This window comes from Sphingobacterium sp. xlx-130, assembly GCF_011007405.1.
Lineage (GTDB): Bacteria > Bacteroidota > Bacteroidia > Sphingobacteriales > Sphingobacteriaceae > Sphingobacterium > Sphingobacterium luzhongxinii.
Genome location: NZ_WFKN01000004.1, coordinates 169,618 through 186,838 on the forward strand (window position 1 = coordinate 169,618; position 17,221 = coordinate 186,838).

Below are 17,221 nucleotides of genomic sequence, written 5' to 3' on the forward strand. Positions count from 1 at the left end.
ATATAATTCCTCTTCTATATTAAGCGACTACTAATTTTTTAAGTATTACATTTTTGTATTCCCGCGGGAATACTTTGATGAACCGACTCTTTTCTGTAGCCCAGTTGTTAAGAATGTAAGATGCTCTTTCGCTACGCGTTAGGTGTATATGTCGTTTCAGTAATGCAATGATTGCTGATTCATCTTCGGTTTCCAAAGGATCCAGGTCGACCATCTCTTGGTTGCAGTTACTACGGAATGTTCCTTGGATATCATATACCCAAGCGATACCTCCACTCATACCAGCCGCAAAATTGCGTCCTGTCTCTCCCAGAATAAGTGCTCGGCCGCCTGTCATATATTCACAGCCGTGATCTCCGATACCTTCAACAACAGCTGTGGCACCGGAATTACGTACCGCAAATCGTTCGCCTGCCATACCATTGATAAAGAGGTGCCCAGAGGTAGCTCCATATAGCGCCACATTGCCGATAATTATATTTTCGTGCGGTATTAGACCACTTTCTTTAGCCGGATAAATGGCCAATTGTGCTCCAGATAGCCCTTTACCTACATAGTCATTGGCTTCACCTTCGAGTTCAAATGATATTCCTTTGGTATTGAATGCCCCAAAGGATTGTCCTGCAGACCCCTCGAATTTGAAATTGATGGTGTTATCTGGTAGTCCTTCTGAACCGTATGCTTTTGAGATCTCGTTTGAAAGCATTGTGCCTATAGTGCGATCCGTGTTCTTGACTCGGAAAGTTCCGAAGACAGGTGTTTTGCTTTCTAGCGCCGGTTTTGCTTGCTTCAATAGGCCCCAATCCAAAATCATTGCTATACCGTGATCTTGCTCTTCCGTGTTATATAAAGGAGAGCCAGATTCGTTGCGTGCGACATACAGTAGATCGTTGAAGTCTACTTTGCTGGCTTTCCAGTGTGCAATAGTTTCTCTTTTTTTCAAGAATTGTGCCCGTCCTACCATTTCGTTAATGGTACGGAATCCTAGTTGCGCCATTATTTCGCGCATTTCCTCAGCCAAAAATTGAAACAGATGAACGATATCCTCTGGTTTTCCTGAGAATAGCTTGCGTAGTTCGGGATCTTGAGTTGCGACACCAACTGGACAGGTGTTGAGATGGCATTTACGCATCATAATACAACCGCCAGCGACAAGGGCGGCAGTAGCTACCCCCCATTCTTCGGCTCCCAATAGCGTTGCTATGACAAGATCACGCCCGGTTTTCATCTGTCCGTCCGCCTGTAGTACGACGCGGCTTCTTAATTTGTTTTGTACCAATGTCTGATGCGCTTCGGCCAATCCCAGCTCCCAAGGTAGTCCGGCATGTTTGATAGAACTGATAGGAGATGCGCCTGTACCACCGTCGTATCCAGCGATCAAGATGACATCGGAGTGTGCCTTTGCAACACCTGTAGCTATTGTACCTACTCCAGCCTTGGAGACAAGCTTGACATTGATTCGTGCTTCTCTGTTTGCATTTTTAAGGTCGAAGATAAGTTGTGCCAGATCTTCGATCGAATAGATGTCATGGTGTGGAGGCGGAGATATAAGGCCTACACCTGGTGTAGCATGCCGTACTTTAGCGATCCATTCATCGACTTTATGGCCTGGTAGCTGCCCTCCTTCGCCCGGTTTGGCCCCTTGCGCCATTTTGATTTGTATTTCATCTGCTTGGGTGAGGTAGTTGGAGGTTACCCCAAAACGAGCAGAAGCTACTTGTTTGATGGCTGAGCGCATAGAGTCCCCATTGGGCAGTTTTTCATAACGTATCTCGTCTTCACCACCCTCTCCTGTATTCGATTTTCCACCGATACGATTCATGGCAATAGCAAGGGTGCTATGCGCCTCATGCGATATGGAACCGAAAGACATGGCTCCGGTGGCAAAGCGCTTCATAATTTCGCTTGCTGGCTCCACCTTGTCAATGGATATTGGCGTGCGGTGTTTGGCAAAATCAAGTAGCCCTCTCAAGGTAAACATATGTTCCTCTTGGTTATTGATCAGTGCCGAATATTTTTTATACGTGTCAAAGTCGCCTGTGCGACAAGCTTGTTGTAGTAAGTGAACGGTCTGTGGATTCCAGAGATGTCCTTCTCCGCGCCTCTTCCATTGGTAGATACCACCTTCTGGTAGGAGGTTTTTTGGTGTGCGTGAGCTTTCGAAGCTACGCCAATGTTTGGCTAAGGCTTCTTTGGCAATATCGTCTAGGTTGAGTCCTCCGATACGGGACACAGCACCACAGAAATAAGCATCTACGACTGATTTATCAATACCGAGTACTTCGAATATCTGGGCGCCGTGGTACGATTGTAGCGTAGAGATCCCCATTTTGGAGAATATTTTCAATAAGCCATTGCATATCGCTTTAACGTAATTTTTCCTCAATTCTTCCCAAGTAAGGTCCGTGTCCAATAGGTTTTCTGCTTTTAGCGTTCTTATACTCGCTAGAGCCAGATAGGGGTTGATAGCTGTTGCCCCAAAGGCCAGTAGACAGGCGAAATGATGGACTTCTATGGCATCTCCAGCTTCAACGACTAGACCTACCGCTCCTCGGTTTCCTGTTTTTATCAAGTGGTGGTGTACAGCAGATACAGCAAGGATTGAAGGTATAGCAGCATGTTGTGAATCTATTGCTCGATCCGATAAGATAATGACCTCAAAGCCGTCTCGTACAGCATCGTCAGCGTAGCGGCAGAGACGTTCTATGCCCGCTTCAAGTGATCCTGGTTTACCATCAGCCCGGAAATAACATTGCAGTGTTTTTGCTTGAAACACCCCGGTGTCGATAGAGCGTAGTTTTTCCAACTCACTGGATGTTAATATTGGATGCTCTAGTGTGACGCAGTGACAGAATTTTTTGTCCTCAATCAATATATTTCCGGCGTTACCGATAAAGGTGGCCAAGCTCATTACCAAACGTTCGCGTATAGGGTCAATCGGAGGATTCGTTACCTGCGCAAAGAATTGTTTGAAGTAAGAGGCCAGGTGTTGAGGTTGATCCGATAACACCGCTAACGGCACATCGGTACCCATAGACCCTATAGGCTCATAGCCCGTCAACGCCATGGGAGTCAATATGGTCTCCAGATCTTCGCGCGAATAGCCAAATGCTTGTTGGTATTTAAAGACCGATTCCTTAGAAAGGTAGGTAAACGTGACACGCGGTTCCGCAAGTTCTTCCAATTTGATCTTGTATTGGTTGATCCAGTCTCCATAGGGTTGTTGACGGATTAATTCTCCTTTCACTTCTTCATCCGAGCGAATCAGGCCTTGTTCCATGTCGACTACGAATATTTTGCCCGGTTGTTGACGGCCTTTTTTAATAATCGTAGATTCATCGAGTGGTAAGGCTCCGGCTTCCGAAGCTACAATGACACGATCATCGGAGGTGATGGCGTACCGCAAAGGACGTAGGCCGTTGCGGTCTAATGTAGCGCCGATGATCTTGCCGTCTGTAAAACAGAGGGCAGCGGGACCATCCCAAGGTTCCATTAAGGTGGCGTGATATTCGTAGAATGCCCTTTTTAGGGGGTCCATTTGTGTGTTGCCATCCCAGGCTTCGGGTACTAGCATCAACATCACATGTGGTAGACTACGGCCCGAATGTAATAGTAACTCAACGACATTGTCTAAGCATGCAGAATCGGACTGTCCTTTGTCTACTACAGGAAGTAAGATCTCCATCTCTTCTTTCGTAAAATAGGGAGAAGACAGTGCGCGTACGCCTGCATAGAACCAATTTAAGTTGCCTGTCAACGTATTGATTTCTCCATTATGTGCTATCATACGGAAGGGTTGTGCCAGCGACCATGATGGAAAAGTGTTTGTCGAAAAGCGGGAGTGAACTAAGCCAAAGGCAGATACTACTCTGCTATCTTTAAGGTCTTTAAAGTACGAGCCTACCTGATAGGTTGTCAGTTGTCCTTTGTAAATTATGGTTTTGCAAGAAAGTGATGCGATATAAAGTGGTAGGGGGTAGGTTTGGTGTGTTTTTATTTTTTGAATAATCCGTCTCCGCAGTACATACAATTTACGTTCAAAATCTTCGGTGCTAGCCACTCCGTCTGGTCTTGATACGAAGAACTGTACTATTTCAGGTTCGGCACTCAAAGCTGTAGGGCCTATTCCTTCGCGATTCACCGGGACAGTTCGAAAACCGAGAAACTCCATGTTACGGTCTGCAGTAGCCTCCTGGATCACGGTACGACAGATCTGGTTTAGCTTTTCCTCTTTTGGTAAAAATACCATTCCTACACCATAATAGCCGGGCTCTTGAAGTTGTATCCCTAACTGTATACATTCCTCCCACAAAAACTCGTGCGGTAGTTGGATCATAATACCAGCACCATCACCACTTTCTGGATCACAGCCACAAGCTCCGCGGTGCTCCATGTTTTCTAGCATGGTCAACGCATCTTTGACCTGTGCATGTGATTTTTGTCCCTTGATGTGAGCTACAAATCCGACGCCACAGGCATCATGTTCAAATTCGGGGTTGTAGAGTCCTTCTTGCTGCATTGTTTGTTGGTATTTGGATTGAATGTATTTTTCTTCAATAGTTGGAAAGAAACCTGCTGAGCTTCGTAGCTATAGATGATTGCAGGTTTTTGAAGTATCAACTATCGAGTTTGCTAATATAGAAACAAAAATACTTATATTTTGCAAATAATGAAATTAAAATTTGATTTTATTATGTATTCGTTAATTGTTTTGTGTTTTTATGGGCGTTTTTGTATTATTTTTGGTTTTTATTGCAGATTTGGAAACTTCATTCTGAATAGTGATACGATTAAAGAATTTACATTGTATTGCTTGAAAAAAACTAATGTAACAGGTGTTAAATGGGTTTTCTCTCTATCATAGTTGTGAAAAAGGGTATCTTCGGGGAATTTGACATGAAATAAGAATTGAATTAATCAAATAATTAATTTACAGTATGGCTGATAAAGGTTGGGATTTTTGGTTTGATCATGGGCAGCTTTTCTCGGAAAGACCTGTTGTGAAGACTGAGGTGGTTAGTCTAAAGCGCTATCATTTTATTATGAACTGTTTTGGTAATAACTTTGAATTTGTAAGTTCATCATTAAAATCTATTTTAGGCTACGAAACTGCTGAGTTTACATCTGAATTTTTGATGTCTATTATTCATCCGGATGATGTTTCATACTGTATGGAATCTGAGAGAAAGGCTATCGAGCTTATGGATAAGCTATATTTTGAAGATCATTATCGTTTTTATTTCAAATATTCCTACAGAGTCCGTAAAAAAACAGGCGATTATATATTTATTAAACAATCTTATCAAGCAATCGAAATTGACGAACGGGGACATATGAAGCGTTCTTTAGTTTTTCATGACGTTGCAGAGGACGGCTTTCAAAGGAAGGAAAATGATTTTTTAATGATCGATCGTATGAAGAACAGGCCCGTCCACGTAGAAAATCACTATGATCTTTCTAAACGGGAAATTGAAGTCTTAGACTTAATTCTCCAAGGGAAGAGTAGTAAGGATATCGCTGCTTTGATCTTTATAAGTGAACATACTGTAAATACACATAGAAGAAAAATATTGGCCAAGACTAATGCAGAGAACTTTTTGGAGCTAAGGCAACGGTTAAATATGATTTAAATTAAATCCCCTCTGTAAGTATAGAAGAGGAGATCTAATTAGATTGACTAGCTTTAAAATCGATAACCAATGGATAGTCCTGTACGTATTCCCGCCCATGGGCTACGTTTTATATGGATATCTGTGCCATTTTCATGAATATCATATTCCATCTTAATGCCACCTAAAGGCAAATCACCCAAGTCTGTCTTTAGGTCTTCCATACTCTCTCGTAGGGCCTGTTGTTCGTCTGGGTTTAGTACCATCGTTCCAGAGGCTTTACCATTAGCGCTCCCATAGCCTGGGCCTATCAGACGCCAGTCTAAATGAAGTTGACGAGACAGCTTGAAATTGAATCCCAAAGAGAAGCCGCCTGTGAAAGAATTGATAGTTCCCTCCAAAGGGATAGTTTCTGTACGACTGAAGATTTCAGTTCCGCTCTCTTCTACCGCAACATCAAAATCAAAAGGAACAGAAGCTTTATAATTTGCGTATTTTACATACGGTGCCATATAAAAACCTCTAAATAGACCTCGTTTTGAAAGGTAAAACCTGACCTCGGGCGTAATAGAGAAGTTCGAGCTTTTAAAATCGCTTATCAATTTGTTTAAGTCCTCATCGTCAACAAAATCCTGTACGGTGGATTGAAAAGGCAGTTTTTTTTCTGGACGAAAACTTATTGCAGCACCTGCGCTGATGCGGTCTGTTATGGAGCGTTCGTATTCAAAAGCGAACTTTCCTCCCAATAGGGGGAGCACATTAAATTTAACCATGTTATTGCCCGATGGTTCTGCCGTCGGTTCAGTCTGAGACCAACTGGTAAAGGGTAGCATTGCAAGTACAAGCGTTGCGAGGATAAGTAAATTTTTATTCATAGCTAATAATTTTATAGCAGCGAAAATAGAGGATATTTTTGTGAGTTTACATACCTAAAAAGGGGTATTTTATTAATATGGAGGTGTGTTAAGGCGTAGCAAAATACCTAGCCCTAGGTATTTACCAATACAGGGAGGCGAGCTTTCTTTGTAAAAGATTATTACTGATAATTAGGTGCCCTAAATTATAGATATGAAGAAAGCAGTTGATTTTTTTATTAGTTTATTTGGAATCGTCTGTGTGTGCATTGCTACTGCGGTGCAGGCTCAGAGTCCTAACGAGGTGTATCGCAACGAGCAGATAGGCATTTTCATTCGCGCAGAAGGTTCTGAAGGAGGAGGAGACTGGATGTTTGTGAAAGCTACTATGTTTAAAGCAGTGGTGTCGTTTAGTTATAAAGGCACTACTGTAACTATGACCGGTTATAATAGTCAACGTTTCCTACGAAAAGATTATCCTTTTCCAGCAGGATTAAAATTGAATGATAGTCAGGTGATGATTGACGGCTATCCTGCCACCAATTATGTGGAGTATCTGAAATACTATGATGCAATGAGCAAGAGAGTAGATGCAATAGGGAAGAACACTAATTATGATAACAAGCAAAGTCTAGAGGAATCGATTACGACAATTGACAATATGATTGCTGAAATAAAAAGCAAGGAATCCATTTCCCAAATCTCTGATCACTTTAAAAAGCAGCAAAATCTGAGATATTTTATCCAAAAACTGGAAGAAAAGCGTCAGTCTTTGAAAAGCGCTATCACAGCGTTGGAGAAGAAGAGTCAAGCTTCAACGATTATTGTCACAGGCACAGCAAGAGGTGTCGACAAAAGTAATTCTTCCGATAAGGGGAATACTGGAATGCGCAATGAAGACTTTTGGCATGGGGGTGCAAATAAAAGCAGTTCTTCTGGCAAGGAGAATAGTGGAGGTGCCAAAGACGACTTTTGGAGTGGGAGTACGGAAAAAAGTACGGGTTCTAAAGACAAGGATGATTTTTGGAATGGAGTTGAAGAAAAATCGAAAATTACAGCAACGAAGCTGAATAGTGCCAATACTCCTCCTGACAAAAAAGCAGAATTAGTTAAATACATCAATGATGTATACCTTAAAACTTACAAATATGTATATAGTGACTATACAGTAGAAAAAATGGAATCAGTAACACTTGATGGAAAGGTGTTGATTATTTGTCATGGTGGATATCATGTCGAAAAAAAAGAAATAATGAAGTTCAAAAGAATTACCATAGACAAAACTCTTAATGATAAGAATGGTCAATATTTTCTAAGATGGAGGGGGGAACATTCTGGAGGTAACCTGTTTGTATTCGTGTCCACAGAAGAAGATGCTAAGGGTTTAAAAGCTGCTGTAGAAGAGTTGGTAGAAATCTTAAAATTAGAAAACTAATCAATATAGAAATTATGAAAACAATAATAGTAGCACTTTTAGCCCTGTTGATTTCGGGTGTGGTATGTGGGCAAACAGTAGATTCTCTTATTGAGATAAATCCATTTGGGATAAATAAATACCCAAAAGGTTTTAAAGTTAGATATAACTCCACTATCAAAATTAAGATTAACAATATTAACCCTTTTATGGGAAAAGGATATGTAGATGTAGCTAATTCTAATAATGATTTTAATGATTTAAAAAACACTATTGATGCTCTTAAAGGAAATTTAGAAGATTTAAAGGCTGAAATGTATCTAGGAGAATCCGAAAAAGGGAATTTTCCTCCTAAAGCTCCCATAGATAAGAATTTTCCATACTACTATAACGATTTTTTTGCTGCTTATTCTAACCTTACTAATTTACTTTTACTAAAAGAACAGCAAGCTAATTATGTAAACAGTATCCTTATTATAAAAGATACTGCTAGCTTTAAAAGTCAAGTTATTCAATTTACTGAGCCAATTAAAAATATTAAATCTTATTATCTAGAATTAGAAGACAAATATAGTTTTTTAAGAGATGCTAATGGCACAACTAAAGAATACTATGCTAAAGAATGGAAAGATGCTCAATCAAAAAAGGAAAAAGTGTATTGTGAGGAATTTGTCAAAAATATAAACGATGTTAAACAATATTTGGAACAACGATCGGATTTTGTCCAAAATGCATCGTTTTTTTATCTTGATGATGCAAGGCAAATTCGAGATGACAAAGTTGTTATAACCCCTAAAATTTATGATAAAACAGGAGAGAAAGTATTACATACATTTCCTGACTTCACAATTATCCCAACCAACAAGCTTCGTGTGAATTTTAGTGCAGGTTATCTACTGTCGTTTATTGGAAATGAAGAATATGGAATCCGCTATGAAAATGATGCAGTGATTGGTGTAACAAAGTTAGAAGATGAGAACTTTTCTCATGCTTTGGGTGGTTTAACTCATGCTTTTTACGATTTCGGAACAGCCTTAGATTATGGAATATCTGCAGGAATAAGTCTCAATGCAGAAACGAAATTGAATTTTTACGGAGGATTGTCCATAGCGTTTATGCAAGAAAATAGATTGGTTTTAACAAGTGGGGTATCTTTTGTCAACATGAAGCGAATTAATCCGTCCAATTTAGACAATGACCTTAATTTTACGTCATCCAGTGTAGAAATAAAATATATAGAACGATATAAACCTGCATTTTTTATTGGACTTACCTACAATTTAAAGAAGTAAAATCTACATCAAATAACATGAAAAAATTACTATACATATTTATATTATTTTTTGCCTTTACGCTGGTACAAGCACAGACTGCCGATGATAAAGCAAAGGCTTATTATCAGCAAGCTTTAAAAGCTTTTGAAATTAAAAATTATCTACAAGCGCTAGATTACTGTCGACAAGTAACCGATTTGTTAAAAACTACAAATGCGCGCATTGAGCATTTGCGTATCAAAAGTTATTACGAATTAGGTGAATATGATAAAGTGAAAAGCTCTGTAGAAATCTTTAGTAACCTCCCCGCACAGCCTGAACTTAAAGAAGAAGCCTTTGAATATTTGGTAAAAATAGAAGAAAAAGAAAAAGCTGCCGAAGAGAAACGTCTAGCCGATAACCGCAGGTTGCAAGAAGAACTACTGGCCATAGAACAAAGGCTTGCCAACGAGAAGATTAAACAAGAACAAGCTGAAGCCAAAAGCTATGCTGATGCTATGAGCGGTGATGTCAGCGCAATCAGAAGATTTTTAAAAAGCTATCCTAATCATCAAGGAGAGCAAAATGCGTTAAATTTGTTGGAAAGCCAAGAAGAGCGAGCGTATAATAATGCCCTTGTAAAAGACGATATTGGAGTATATGAAGACTATTTGAAAACGTTTTATGATGGTAAACACAAAAATCTTATAACAGATGGGTTGAGTAAAGCAAAAGAGAAAAAGGCCTATGAGAAGGTTGTTCGCGCGAATTCTGTAGTCGAATGTGAAACGTATTTAAATACTTATCCGAGTGGGGCAAATAAAGCAGAGGTGATGACAGTTTATGAGAAAACGCTGTATGCAGAGGGGCAGCAGGCCCTACTTTTAAAAGACTATGAGAGAGCAGAGACGCTGTATGAGAAGTATAAAACCATTTTTCCTCAAGGTAGTCAGATCAAAATGGTGCAAGCTAAGCTCCATCAGGCTCAGTCCGGATTAAAACGTAAAGCGGCTATAGCTGCTAGACGCAATAAAACATACTATATGTTGAGTTATGGGACAAACAAAAGTTTTGGTGTAGAGGTGGGTGGGCTAAAGGTATCCCATGCTTTGTCTGTTTATTGGGGGTTGAATTATAGTTTTCCTTTGCCAGGTTTTTCTTCTCCAATCGAATTGGAGTCTCTTGATGCCTATAGCGGAGATGAGGATCTGAAGAAATCTTTTGCTGCCTCCAGTTTTGGGTTCACTATGAAAGTTGCCTATCCGCTATGGGCTTATGCTGGTGCTGGTGTCAGATACCAAACCTATGAAGACGGCACAGACTCTTATAAGCTTACTGGCGAAAAAACATGGCAAGTTTATCCAGAGGTTGGTTTGAAGGGTATGATAGGTAAGGGGTTAGTGTTGAAAGCAGGAGTTCAATTGTTTAAAGAAAAGCCTGTTGTGCAATTCGGGGTGGGATTTTAATTAAAATAGAACAGTTGGAATATTATGAAACAGGTTGTTCAAAGAACGCTTTCAACAGTTGTATTAATAGGTGTGTTGTTGTTAGGGTTACGTGCGCAGACTGTGGATCTTCGAGAAAGCGAGATTGTCCTCGATCTATATACAAGTATAACCATGCTGGAAACCATTATCGAAAGAGGGAAATACCAACTACTGATCAAGCATAATAAGGACATAGTACAATTTGCTGTTTGGAAAAATGGTAGACCGATAAAGCATATGGAATGGAAAGACAACAAGGCCTATGCGTTGTACAAAGGAATACGAAGCAGCGTAAACAAGCCGATGTTACGATTTGGCAGAAGTACAATGTATAGGATACAGATACAGTTGGAAGGAGAGGCGTATCCGCGGGTATTTTGTATCCGTACCCGCCACCCAGATACACCAAAGCCTACTAAAGAAGAGCTGGGGTTTCCGATATGAAAACACTGAATCCCTATATCGTCCGTAATGAGGACTTTACCGACCGTATCGACGTCGTATGCCCACGCTGCGAAAAGAAGGCGCTGGTCATCGGGGCTGGTCTGTATGTACCTATGGCCGAGCACGAAGAAAAGGTGCGTTTTTCTTGTGTATCCTGTGGTTATGCTATTAAATACGAGAATACGCCTAAAACGCCGGTATATGTCAATAGTCGTGGACTAACTAAGTATAGCCGGCTATTGTATCCGAATGCGCCGATAGATCCGTTCTTCGGATTTGCGTTGTGGTATTGTATCGAGGTCAATGAAGGAACACTCTGGGCTTATAATCTCGAACATCTGTCGGTTATCGAGGCTTATTTGAAAGATTCTTTGCGAGAGCGAAACGGGTTACCTTATCAGAACAATAGCATCGCGAGCCGATTGCCTAAATGGGTAAGTGCAGCCAAAAATCGGGAATACCTGTTGCGGTTAATTGCTTGGGTAAAATTAAGGTAATTCTATATCCAGCCTTCCCGTAAGGCTTTCGAACCTAACTCAATAAAAGATTTACAGTTGGATTTTCGAAGAATGTTTTTACGGTGTACACTCACTGTATGTGTGGATATATAGAGTGACGATGCGATTTCGGACGTGGTTTTTCCCATAAGAGCTAATTGGATTATTTCTTTTTCTCGCGCTGTAAATAAAGAAGGTGGAGGTGTATTCCGTTTTCCTGAAGGAGTTAGTACACTGTAGTATGAAGGTTCGCCGTCTAGTCCTATAAAAGAGAGGTTAATGCCTTTGTTCTCCGTTTTAAGGTGGGAGATATCGGTATGGACGCCGAGCACCCTGACGACTGCTCCATCTTCATTGGTTTGTATAGTGCTTATTTGCTGTAATAGCCATTTGTAAGAACCATCAGCGCAGCGTAAACGATAATCGTAACTGACCTTGTATTTCAAGACTTGATCTGGTGTGAGTTTTGAAAAGAAAGCAGTAACCTCTTGTTCGTACATGATGAAGCGGGACTTATCATCAGGATGTATATTATTCACGAGGTATTCAGCAGAAAAGCCATCGACTGACCAACCCAAAATGGAGTTTAGACTTTCACTTACAAATTCCATTTCTATATTACCTACATTGAATATATAGTAGTAATAGGAGTCAAGATGAAATCTGGCCAATAGCTTTTTATAGATTTCGAGCTGAAATGAATAAGGTAAATCAGCTTCCGGCGCATATTTTGCAATTTCTTGCCAAGTTTGTTTGGCCTGGTTATACCTCGATACATCCATGTGTTAACGTGTTAAATGAAATAAGATGCTATCATTAATTTAGTATTCTTTTGCCGTAGTAGACAGAATAATACCAAACATAATTAAAAAATAAATAAAATGCAATGTGGCCTTGTATTTAAATACCTATACCTAGGTATTTACATGTAAAAGGTTCCGGTATATCTTTGCCATATAATCTTATTACTGGTATATAAGTTAATTTCTAAAAAAGCAATGATGAAGAAAAAACACACAATTATGGGCATTTTGATGCTGGCTATGATTTTTGGTTTGAATGGCTGTAAAGAAGAGAAAAATGGGGTAGAACCAGAAGCAACCCTCGCAGGAAGTTGGGTATTTCAGTCTTCTATCTTTGATGGAGTCAAAGAAAATTATGGACACTCCTGCAGTTCTAAAAAGGATTATGTCGAATTTAAGTCGGGAGGAGAATTAAATAATGTAATATACGAAGAAGATTGCTCAGAGGATGTGGATAAGGGCACTTATTCAATCGACGGAGATAAAGTTACACTCCGTAGTGCAGATATCGGAACGGAGACTTACACGTTCAAGATCAGCGGAAAGACATTAACCATGGAACAACCGGGTGAAGTGACTACTTTAGTAAGGAAGTAAATTATAATTGTTGATCGCATCATAATACGGAAGCATAAAAGTAGATACGAGTTTTTATTATGTATCATACTTTTGTGCTACCGGTTTGAATTATTTCATGTCACTTAGCCGCTCATTCACGACCTCGGCTCTTCTATAACTCTCCTCTGCCCGCTTATGTAATTCGTTATAGGCAGCCAATATGCTGTCGCCATATTCCATATAGACGTCCTGATAATCAAAAACCTCGGATAGTGCACCTCTAAATTCCTCTTGGTCACGGTCTAATGTTACGATATCGACCTGTGCCTGTAAGTAGTTTCGATAGATCTCATGCACGTCATCCCAAAGCGCTGCGTCTATCCAGCTTTCTTTTTCATAAATCATGTCAAAGTGGTTCTTAAACCATAGATACTCGCTGTCTACAGCAGCATGCATGTCCTGCAGGCGCTGGTTGTGATATACGACACCTTGAAAAAAATCGCCCAGATCAATGGTGATATCTGTTTCATCGTCTTTGCCGTCAAAGGGGAGTACGGAAGGATCTTTGATTTTAAGAAAGACCTCAAAGATGTCCAGATCCTGCTCGATGGGTAATAAGAGGTATTCGAGTTCGGCAATTTCGATGTCTAGTTGTTCAAATGCGGCATAGTGCGTTTTCAGATTTTGTAAGGTCTCCCAGGTGAGGTCGTGCATCAGGTAATGCGAGGCTAGTCCCTTTTTTTCAAACGCTAATATAGGTTTGTCCAAATCAAAACGAAGGATGATCGGTCTTAGGGGATGTTCTTTTACAATTTCTTTCATCTGGGTATAAGTTTGGTTTTAAGGATTGAGAAGTAAAAAACAACTGCCATTCCGATCGAGTGTTCTATAATTTTTCATCAAGATACGGAATGACAGTGTTATTTTCAATTTTATTCATCTGTTTAGCATATTGCTGACGCCTTGCTGAGGCCTTTTTTTAATACTTCCCTACCAAGGGGCGAGTTCGATGTTATTTCAGGAAAATTGCAGGCCAAAGCGGCACAGCTAGACTACGTAGCTGCTCGTGCTATCGCTATAATTGGGCGTTGGATCGATGCCAATATAGGTCACACGGAATTCGTATTCTTTAAACTGTTCTAGTCCTTCAATTATACAACTGCTCTTGGAGCTTAGTTTTGAGTTCCATTCCCCTGTACTTCCCTTTAGGCGACACTGAAAATCATACATGCGTGCGCCGGCCCATGACGTGGTTTTTAGCCTTATACGTCCACTGCCAATTTCACCGGGAGTCGCCACTGGTGTCTTGGCTTTGGGAGCTAATCCATCATAGGAACCATTCGGTTTACGGAGACTAAACCCAGCGGCCAAGACAATGCTGTCGTCGCCTTTTGCCACCGTATCCACGTACTTGCTAAGTTCCTTAAGCACATAGGCTAGGTCTCCACGTTTCTGATTGCGGATCATGATAGCTCGTGTATCACGATAGGCGGCCTCTGTAGCCGACAGGCGGAACGCGATTAATGCCGTATCTAAGGTTGAAAGTGAAGGTACGGGCGTCGCGAATAGTGTTGTTTCTGCTGTCATCTTGGTGTAGATCTGTTCAGCCGTCTGCATTAATTGAACATCCGTTTGTTGAAGTTCTTTGATTGTTAATTTACTCATGTCTTTTCATTTAATTTGTTTATAAAATTTTTATTGTGCTAGCAACGATACAAACATACGACAGGAGATATGACGTGGAGGGGGTAAAATTCCGCCAAAATTCGACAAGTTTAAAAAACTTTTTGGCGGAATTTTACCCCTAGTAAAAATGAAATAATACCCTTTTTAAGTCTTTTTTTGCTGTTTGATACGGTTTGAAGGCGGTTTTTAAGTGTGGGATGGAGCGGTTTTAACCAAAAAGAAGTTCGTTAAGTTTTCCGAATAGTCTGCGAAGAATTTGAAAAATTGCGTAATGTTTTCCAGAAAGTTCACGAAGAATTTGGAAAACACTATAAAGGTTAGAGATTTTGTTACGAAGTTTTTTGCTACCGTCGCGAAAGGACGGCAACTCTCTACGATGGTTGGGATATCCGTTACGAATGGTGATAAAGACTTTGCACTCTTTTGGTAACTCTTTCCGATAGATTGGTTTTCCACCGCGAGGGATTCGGTTGAGTTTACGATAGAAAAGTAAAACATTACAATGTTTTCAAATAGTGACGCGAAAGGTGACCGATCTTGTGCAAAGAGTTTTAGATAGTTTACGCAGTTTTCTTTTTAGTTCGCGACAGATTTAGGTTTTGTCATTAAGTTTCTGCAAACTAGTCTGAAGAATTATCTTTTGTGCTCACCTTATTTATAGGTTGACCGTTTTGAAAGAGAGGGACGTTGTTTTAATTGCCGCTCCATATTCGGAGTATGTCCGAAATACTTCACATATTGCTTGATAAAATATTTAGCGCTAGCAAACTGGAGGTGAAACGCAATCATATCGACAGATTGTTCGGTTCGTCTAAGCATTTCCCTGCCTTTGTAGATGCGTATAGCCTGAATGGCAGAGTTGACCGTAAGTCCATTTTCTTTAAAAACACGATACAGCGTGCGATCGCTGGTCATTAGCTCTTTTGCCATTTTATAAATATCAATTTCTTCATCCATATAATGCGCTATGATGTACTCCTTTGCGCGGTGGAAAAGCGACACATCAGCCTGCTGCAGGGATTTTGATTGTTCGATTAGATCACCGTGAAAGGTCTCTATGAGTTGGATTACAAAAGGCGAAAGCTTGTACCTGAGCGAGAAATAGGAATTTCGGGTGCGCTGTATCTTAGCCAGAATGCTTCTTATTCTATAGCCTATATTTACTTTTGGAAATAACTTAAACTTGGTGTCGTATGAAAGCTGAAAAGACCGCCATTCCATAGCGAAAGGTTCGATGTCATCTATTTTTAATCCTATCAGCAATAGCCATGTTTTTCCCTTTTTGATTTCAAACGACGTCTTTTTTTTAATGTTATAAAAAGCAGAATATTGTTGTTGTTCAATTTTGCTGCCGCTTTCTGTGGATATACTTGATTCGCCCAGTAATTGAAACGCGATCCAGAATGTAGTCCGTTTGTGCTGGAGGGTGAAATTCCAGTCTTCAGTGCTATTGCATTTGATCTCGATAAACGTAGTTTTACCGATTTTCCTTTGTGAAAGGTAATTGTTTTTGGAATTAAGGATCGTGTCTAATTCACCGAGGAAAGGAAAATACCTTACCGTAGGAAGGACTCCTTGGTTATCATTTGGGTCAATAGGAAGGCTATGGCTTATGCTCATAATCTTAAGGCAGCATGGTTATCTGCCTTAAGATAAGTATTTATTTTTTAATCAGCTAATACTGCCCATCCGCTCATCATGATCTGTAAGGCTTTAAATGCCCATTCTGCACTTAACTCCGTATATATAGGCTGAGCCGTACGGCTTTGTAATTCATCGTTTTTAATAATCCGCTGTTCAATATTTTTGGGTTTCATGACCAGTGTAGGGGTTTTATCATCAATGAAATAGATGTCTAAGCGCAGAATGCCGTTTTCTTCTTGTAGATAAAATGGATGCGTAAAATTAATGGTTTTATTAAATAGAGGAGAGGTGTAAACCAATAGTTTGCGCATGTTCATGGGGGCGTCTGGGTCTATGGTTTTTGGTGTGAGTTGAGTGACGTCACATAGGTAGCCATTAATAATCTCTTGTTTATTAAGTGCGACTCTATTAAAGTTGCTGAGTTCGATAGCATTGCTAGCTCCTGCACCTGGGTTGGCACTAGGTGTATATTGAGCATATATTTTTTGTCAGTTTCAGCAATCTCATCCGTTCTGGTCAATGTTTCTAGATAGAGACTTCCTTTATCCTGTTGTTGGTCGTGGAAGTTGTCCATCTCCCAACCAAAACCTTTTACCTTACCCAATACAACATCGCCTTTGATGTAATATGTACAGGCTGTTGCATTCATGGATAGCGCTAACCCTGCGATAGGGTTTTGAGCAGCGATCTGTTCTACAACATTTGTAATGGCTTGAACCTCTTTGTCGTTTTTTAGGAGAGTTTGATATTGCGACTTGGGGTCGGTATGCGAGAAATCTAGCTTACCGACGAGCTTGCTCAGATCTACGCCTTGTGAAAAGACACCCATTTCTATTGTCCCCTGGTCAAACTTCTCTGTTTTAATTTCGCCATCTATGTCATCTTCATGTGTTTCTTTACTACAGCTTGTACAAAAAATAAAAATGGCAATTAATAAACTATTCTGTATGATGTTTATGAATCTCATGGCTT

16 protein-coding genes are annotated in these 17,221 nt (G+C 40.2%); 8 read left to right on the plus strand and 8 right to left on the minus strand.

Annotated elements, in window-relative coordinates; translation table 11 throughout:
• Positions 1-19 precede the first annotated feature (19 nt).
• Entirely contained in the window at positions 20-4,519 is a 4,500-nt protein-coding gene (gltB, locus tag G7B18_RS06800; RefSeq protein WP_164122236.1) for a glutamate synthase large subunit, read from the minus strand.
• Between the two features lie 418 nt (positions 4,520-4,937).
• On the opposite strand from gltB, the gene G7B18_RS19205 reads away from it, so the two are divergent.
• Positions 4,938-5,630: a LuxR C-terminal-related transcriptional regulator gene (locus tag G7B18_RS19205; protein WP_164108895.1), complete on the plus strand. Its 693-nt coding sequence runs from the start codon at positions 4,938-4,940 to the stop codon at positions 5,628-5,630.
• 53 nt (positions 5,631-5,683) lie between these two features.
• Here G7B18_RS19205 and G7B18_RS06810 read toward each other — a convergent pair whose 3' ends face one another.
• Complete coding sequence (locus G7B18_RS06810; RefSeq protein ID WP_164122237.1) at positions 5,684-6,484, minus strand: DUF3575 domain-containing protein; 801 nt, start codon at positions 6,482-6,484, stop codon at positions 5,684-5,686.
• 193 nt (positions 6,485-6,677) lie between these two features.
• Here G7B18_RS06810 and G7B18_RS06815 point away from each other — a divergent pair, with 193 nt between their 5' ends.
• From G7B18_RS06815 to G7B18_RS06835, 5 genes are read left to right on the plus strand one after another with little or no spacing between them, the layout of a single operon-like run.
• Positions 6,678-7,898: a hypothetical protein gene (locus G7B18_RS06815; RefSeq protein WP_164122238.1), complete on the plus strand. Its 1,221-nt coding sequence runs from the start codon at positions 6,678-6,680 to the stop codon at positions 7,896-7,898.
• Positions 7,899-7,912: 14 nt separating this feature from the next.
• Positions 7,913-9,169, plus strand: a complete 1,257-nt coding sequence (locus G7B18_RS06820) for a hypothetical protein (RefSeq protein ID WP_164122239.1) — start codon at positions 7,913-7,915, stop codon at positions 9,167-9,169.
• Positions 9,170-9,186: 17 nt separating this feature from the next.
• Positions 9,187-10,596: a hypothetical protein gene (locus tag G7B18_RS06825; protein ID WP_164122240.1), complete on the plus strand. Its 1,410-nt coding sequence runs from the start codon at positions 9,187-9,189 to the stop codon at positions 10,594-10,596.
• 24 nt (positions 10,597-10,620) lie between these two features.
• A complete protein-coding gene (locus tag G7B18_RS06830; RefSeq protein ID WP_164122241.1) occupies positions 10,621-11,061 on the plus strand; it encodes a hypothetical protein in 441 nt (146 codons plus the stop codon).
• Complete coding sequence (locus G7B18_RS06835) at positions 11,058-11,558, plus strand: hypothetical protein (protein WP_164122242.1); 501 nt, start codon at positions 11,058-11,060, stop codon at positions 11,556-11,558. The genes G7B18_RS06830 and G7B18_RS06835 overlap by 4 nt, the downstream gene beginning before the upstream one ends.
• A 2-nt stretch (positions 11,559-11,560) precedes the next feature.
• On the opposite strand, the gene G7B18_RS06840 is transcribed toward G7B18_RS06835, so the two are convergent.
• Complete coding sequence (locus tag G7B18_RS06840; protein WP_164122243.1) at positions 11,561-12,340, minus strand: LuxR C-terminal-related transcriptional regulator; 780 nt, start codon at positions 12,338-12,340, stop codon at positions 11,561-11,563.
• Positions 12,341-12,556: 216 nt separating this feature from the next.
• Here G7B18_RS06840 and G7B18_RS06845 point away from each other — a divergent pair, with 216 nt between their 5' ends.
• Positions 12,557-12,958 carry a lipocalin family protein gene (locus G7B18_RS06845; RefSeq protein WP_164122244.1) on the plus strand — a complete coding sequence of 134 codons (402 nt, stop codon included), beginning with the start codon at positions 12,557-12,559 and terminating at the stop codon, positions 12,956-12,958.
• Positions 12,959-13,048: 90 nt separating this feature from the next.
• On the opposite strand, the gene G7B18_RS06850 is transcribed toward G7B18_RS06845, so the two are convergent.
• Both G7B18_RS06850 and G7B18_RS06855 read right to left on the minus strand, forming a co-directional pair.
• Entirely contained in the window at positions 13,049-13,741 is a 693-nt protein-coding gene (locus G7B18_RS06850) for a hypothetical protein (protein ID WP_164122245.1), read from the minus strand.
• Between the two features lie 225 nt (positions 13,742-13,966).
• On the minus strand, positions 13,967-14,386 hold the full coding sequence (locus G7B18_RS06855) for a hypothetical protein (protein WP_205601700.1): 420 nt from the start codon (positions 14,384-14,386) through the stop codon (positions 13,967-13,969).
• 490 nt (positions 14,387-14,876) lie between these two features.
• Between G7B18_RS06855 and G7B18_RS06860 the strand changes: the two genes are divergently transcribed.
• On the plus strand, positions 14,877-15,035 hold the full coding sequence (locus G7B18_RS06860) for a hypothetical protein (RefSeq protein WP_164122247.1): 159 nt from the start codon (positions 14,877-14,879) through the stop codon (positions 15,033-15,035).
• Between the two features lie 221 nt (positions 15,036-15,256).
• On the opposite strand, the gene G7B18_RS06865 is transcribed toward G7B18_RS06860, so the two are convergent.
• Genes G7B18_RS06865 through G7B18_RS06875 form a run of 3 tightly spaced genes read right to left on the minus strand, consistent with a single transcriptional unit; the run spans position 15,257 to position 17,216 of the window.
• Complete coding sequence (locus G7B18_RS06865; RefSeq protein WP_164122248.1) at positions 15,257-16,225, minus strand: helix-turn-helix domain-containing protein; 969 nt, start codon at positions 16,223-16,225, stop codon at positions 15,257-15,259.
• Between the two features lie 47 nt (positions 16,226-16,272).
• Positions 16,273-16,566 carry a hypothetical protein gene (locus tag G7B18_RS06870; RefSeq protein ID WP_205601701.1) on the minus strand — a complete coding sequence of 98 codons (294 nt, stop codon included), beginning with the start codon at positions 16,564-16,566 and terminating at the stop codon, positions 16,273-16,275.
• Between the two features lie 14 nt (positions 16,567-16,580).
• Positions 16,581-17,216 (minus strand): hypothetical protein, encoded by a 636-nt coding sequence (locus tag G7B18_RS06875; protein ID WP_164122250.1) that lies wholly within the window; start codon positions 17,214-17,216, stop codon positions 16,581-16,583.
• Positions 17,217-17,221 lie beyond the last annotated feature (5 nt).

Excerpts from the sequence above, each read along its gene's own strand:
- gltB (WP_164122236.1), bottom strand. The coding sequence starts at position 4,519 with ATGCAGCAAGAAGGACTCTACAACCCCGAATTTGAACATGATGCCTGT.
- G7B18_RS19205 (WP_164108895.1), top strand. The coding sequence starts at position 4,938 with ATGGCTGATAAAGGTTGGGATTTTTGGTTTGATCATGGGCAGCTTTTC.
- G7B18_RS06810 (WP_164122237.1), bottom strand. The coding sequence starts at position 6,484 with ATGAATAAAAATTTACTTATCCTCGCAACGCTTGTACTTGCAATGCTA.
- G7B18_RS06815 (WP_164122238.1), top strand. The coding sequence starts at position 6,678 with ATGAAGAAAGCAGTTGATTTTTTTATTAGTTTATTTGGAATCGTCTGT.
- G7B18_RS06820 (WP_164122239.1), top strand. The coding sequence starts at position 7,913 with ATGAAAACAATAATAGTAGCACTTTTAGCCCTGTTGATTTCGGGTGTG.
- G7B18_RS06825 (WP_164122240.1), top strand. The coding sequence starts at position 9,187 with ATGAAAAAATTACTATACATATTTATATTATTTTTTGCCTTTACGCTG.
- G7B18_RS06830 (WP_164122241.1), top strand. The coding sequence starts at position 10,621 with ATGAAACAGGTTGTTCAAAGAACGCTTTCAACAGTTGTATTAATAGGT.
- G7B18_RS06835 (WP_164122242.1), top strand. The coding sequence starts at position 11,058 with ATGAAAACACTGAATCCCTATATCGTCCGTAATGAGGACTTTACCGAC.
- G7B18_RS06840 (WP_164122243.1), bottom strand. The coding sequence starts at position 12,340 with ATGGATGTATCGAGGTATAACCAGGCCAAACAAACTTGGCAAGAAATT.
- G7B18_RS06845 (WP_164122244.1), top strand. The coding sequence starts at position 12,557 with ATGATGAAGAAAAAACACACAATTATGGGCATTTTGATGCTGGCTATG.
- G7B18_RS06850 (WP_164122245.1), bottom strand. The coding sequence starts at position 13,741 with ATGAAAGAAATTGTAAAAGAACATCCCCTAAGACCGATCATCCTTCGT.
- G7B18_RS06855 (WP_205601700.1), bottom strand. The coding sequence starts at position 14,386 with ATGATCCGCAATCAGAAACGTGGAGACCTAGCCTATGTGCTTAAGGAA.
- G7B18_RS06860 (WP_164122247.1), top strand. The coding sequence starts at position 14,877 with ATGTTTTCCAGAAAGTTCACGAAGAATTTGGAAAACACTATAAAGGTT.
- G7B18_RS06865 (WP_164122248.1), bottom strand. The coding sequence starts at position 16,225 with ATGAGCATAAGCCATAGCCTTCCTATTGACCCAAATGATAACCAAGGA.
- G7B18_RS06870 (WP_205601701.1), bottom strand. The coding sequence starts at position 16,566 with ATGAACATGCGCAAACTATTGGTTTACACCTCTCCTCTATTTAATAAA.
- G7B18_RS06875 (WP_164122250.1), bottom strand. The coding sequence starts at position 17,216 with ATGAGATTCATAAACATCATACAGAATAGTTTATTAATTGCCATTTTT.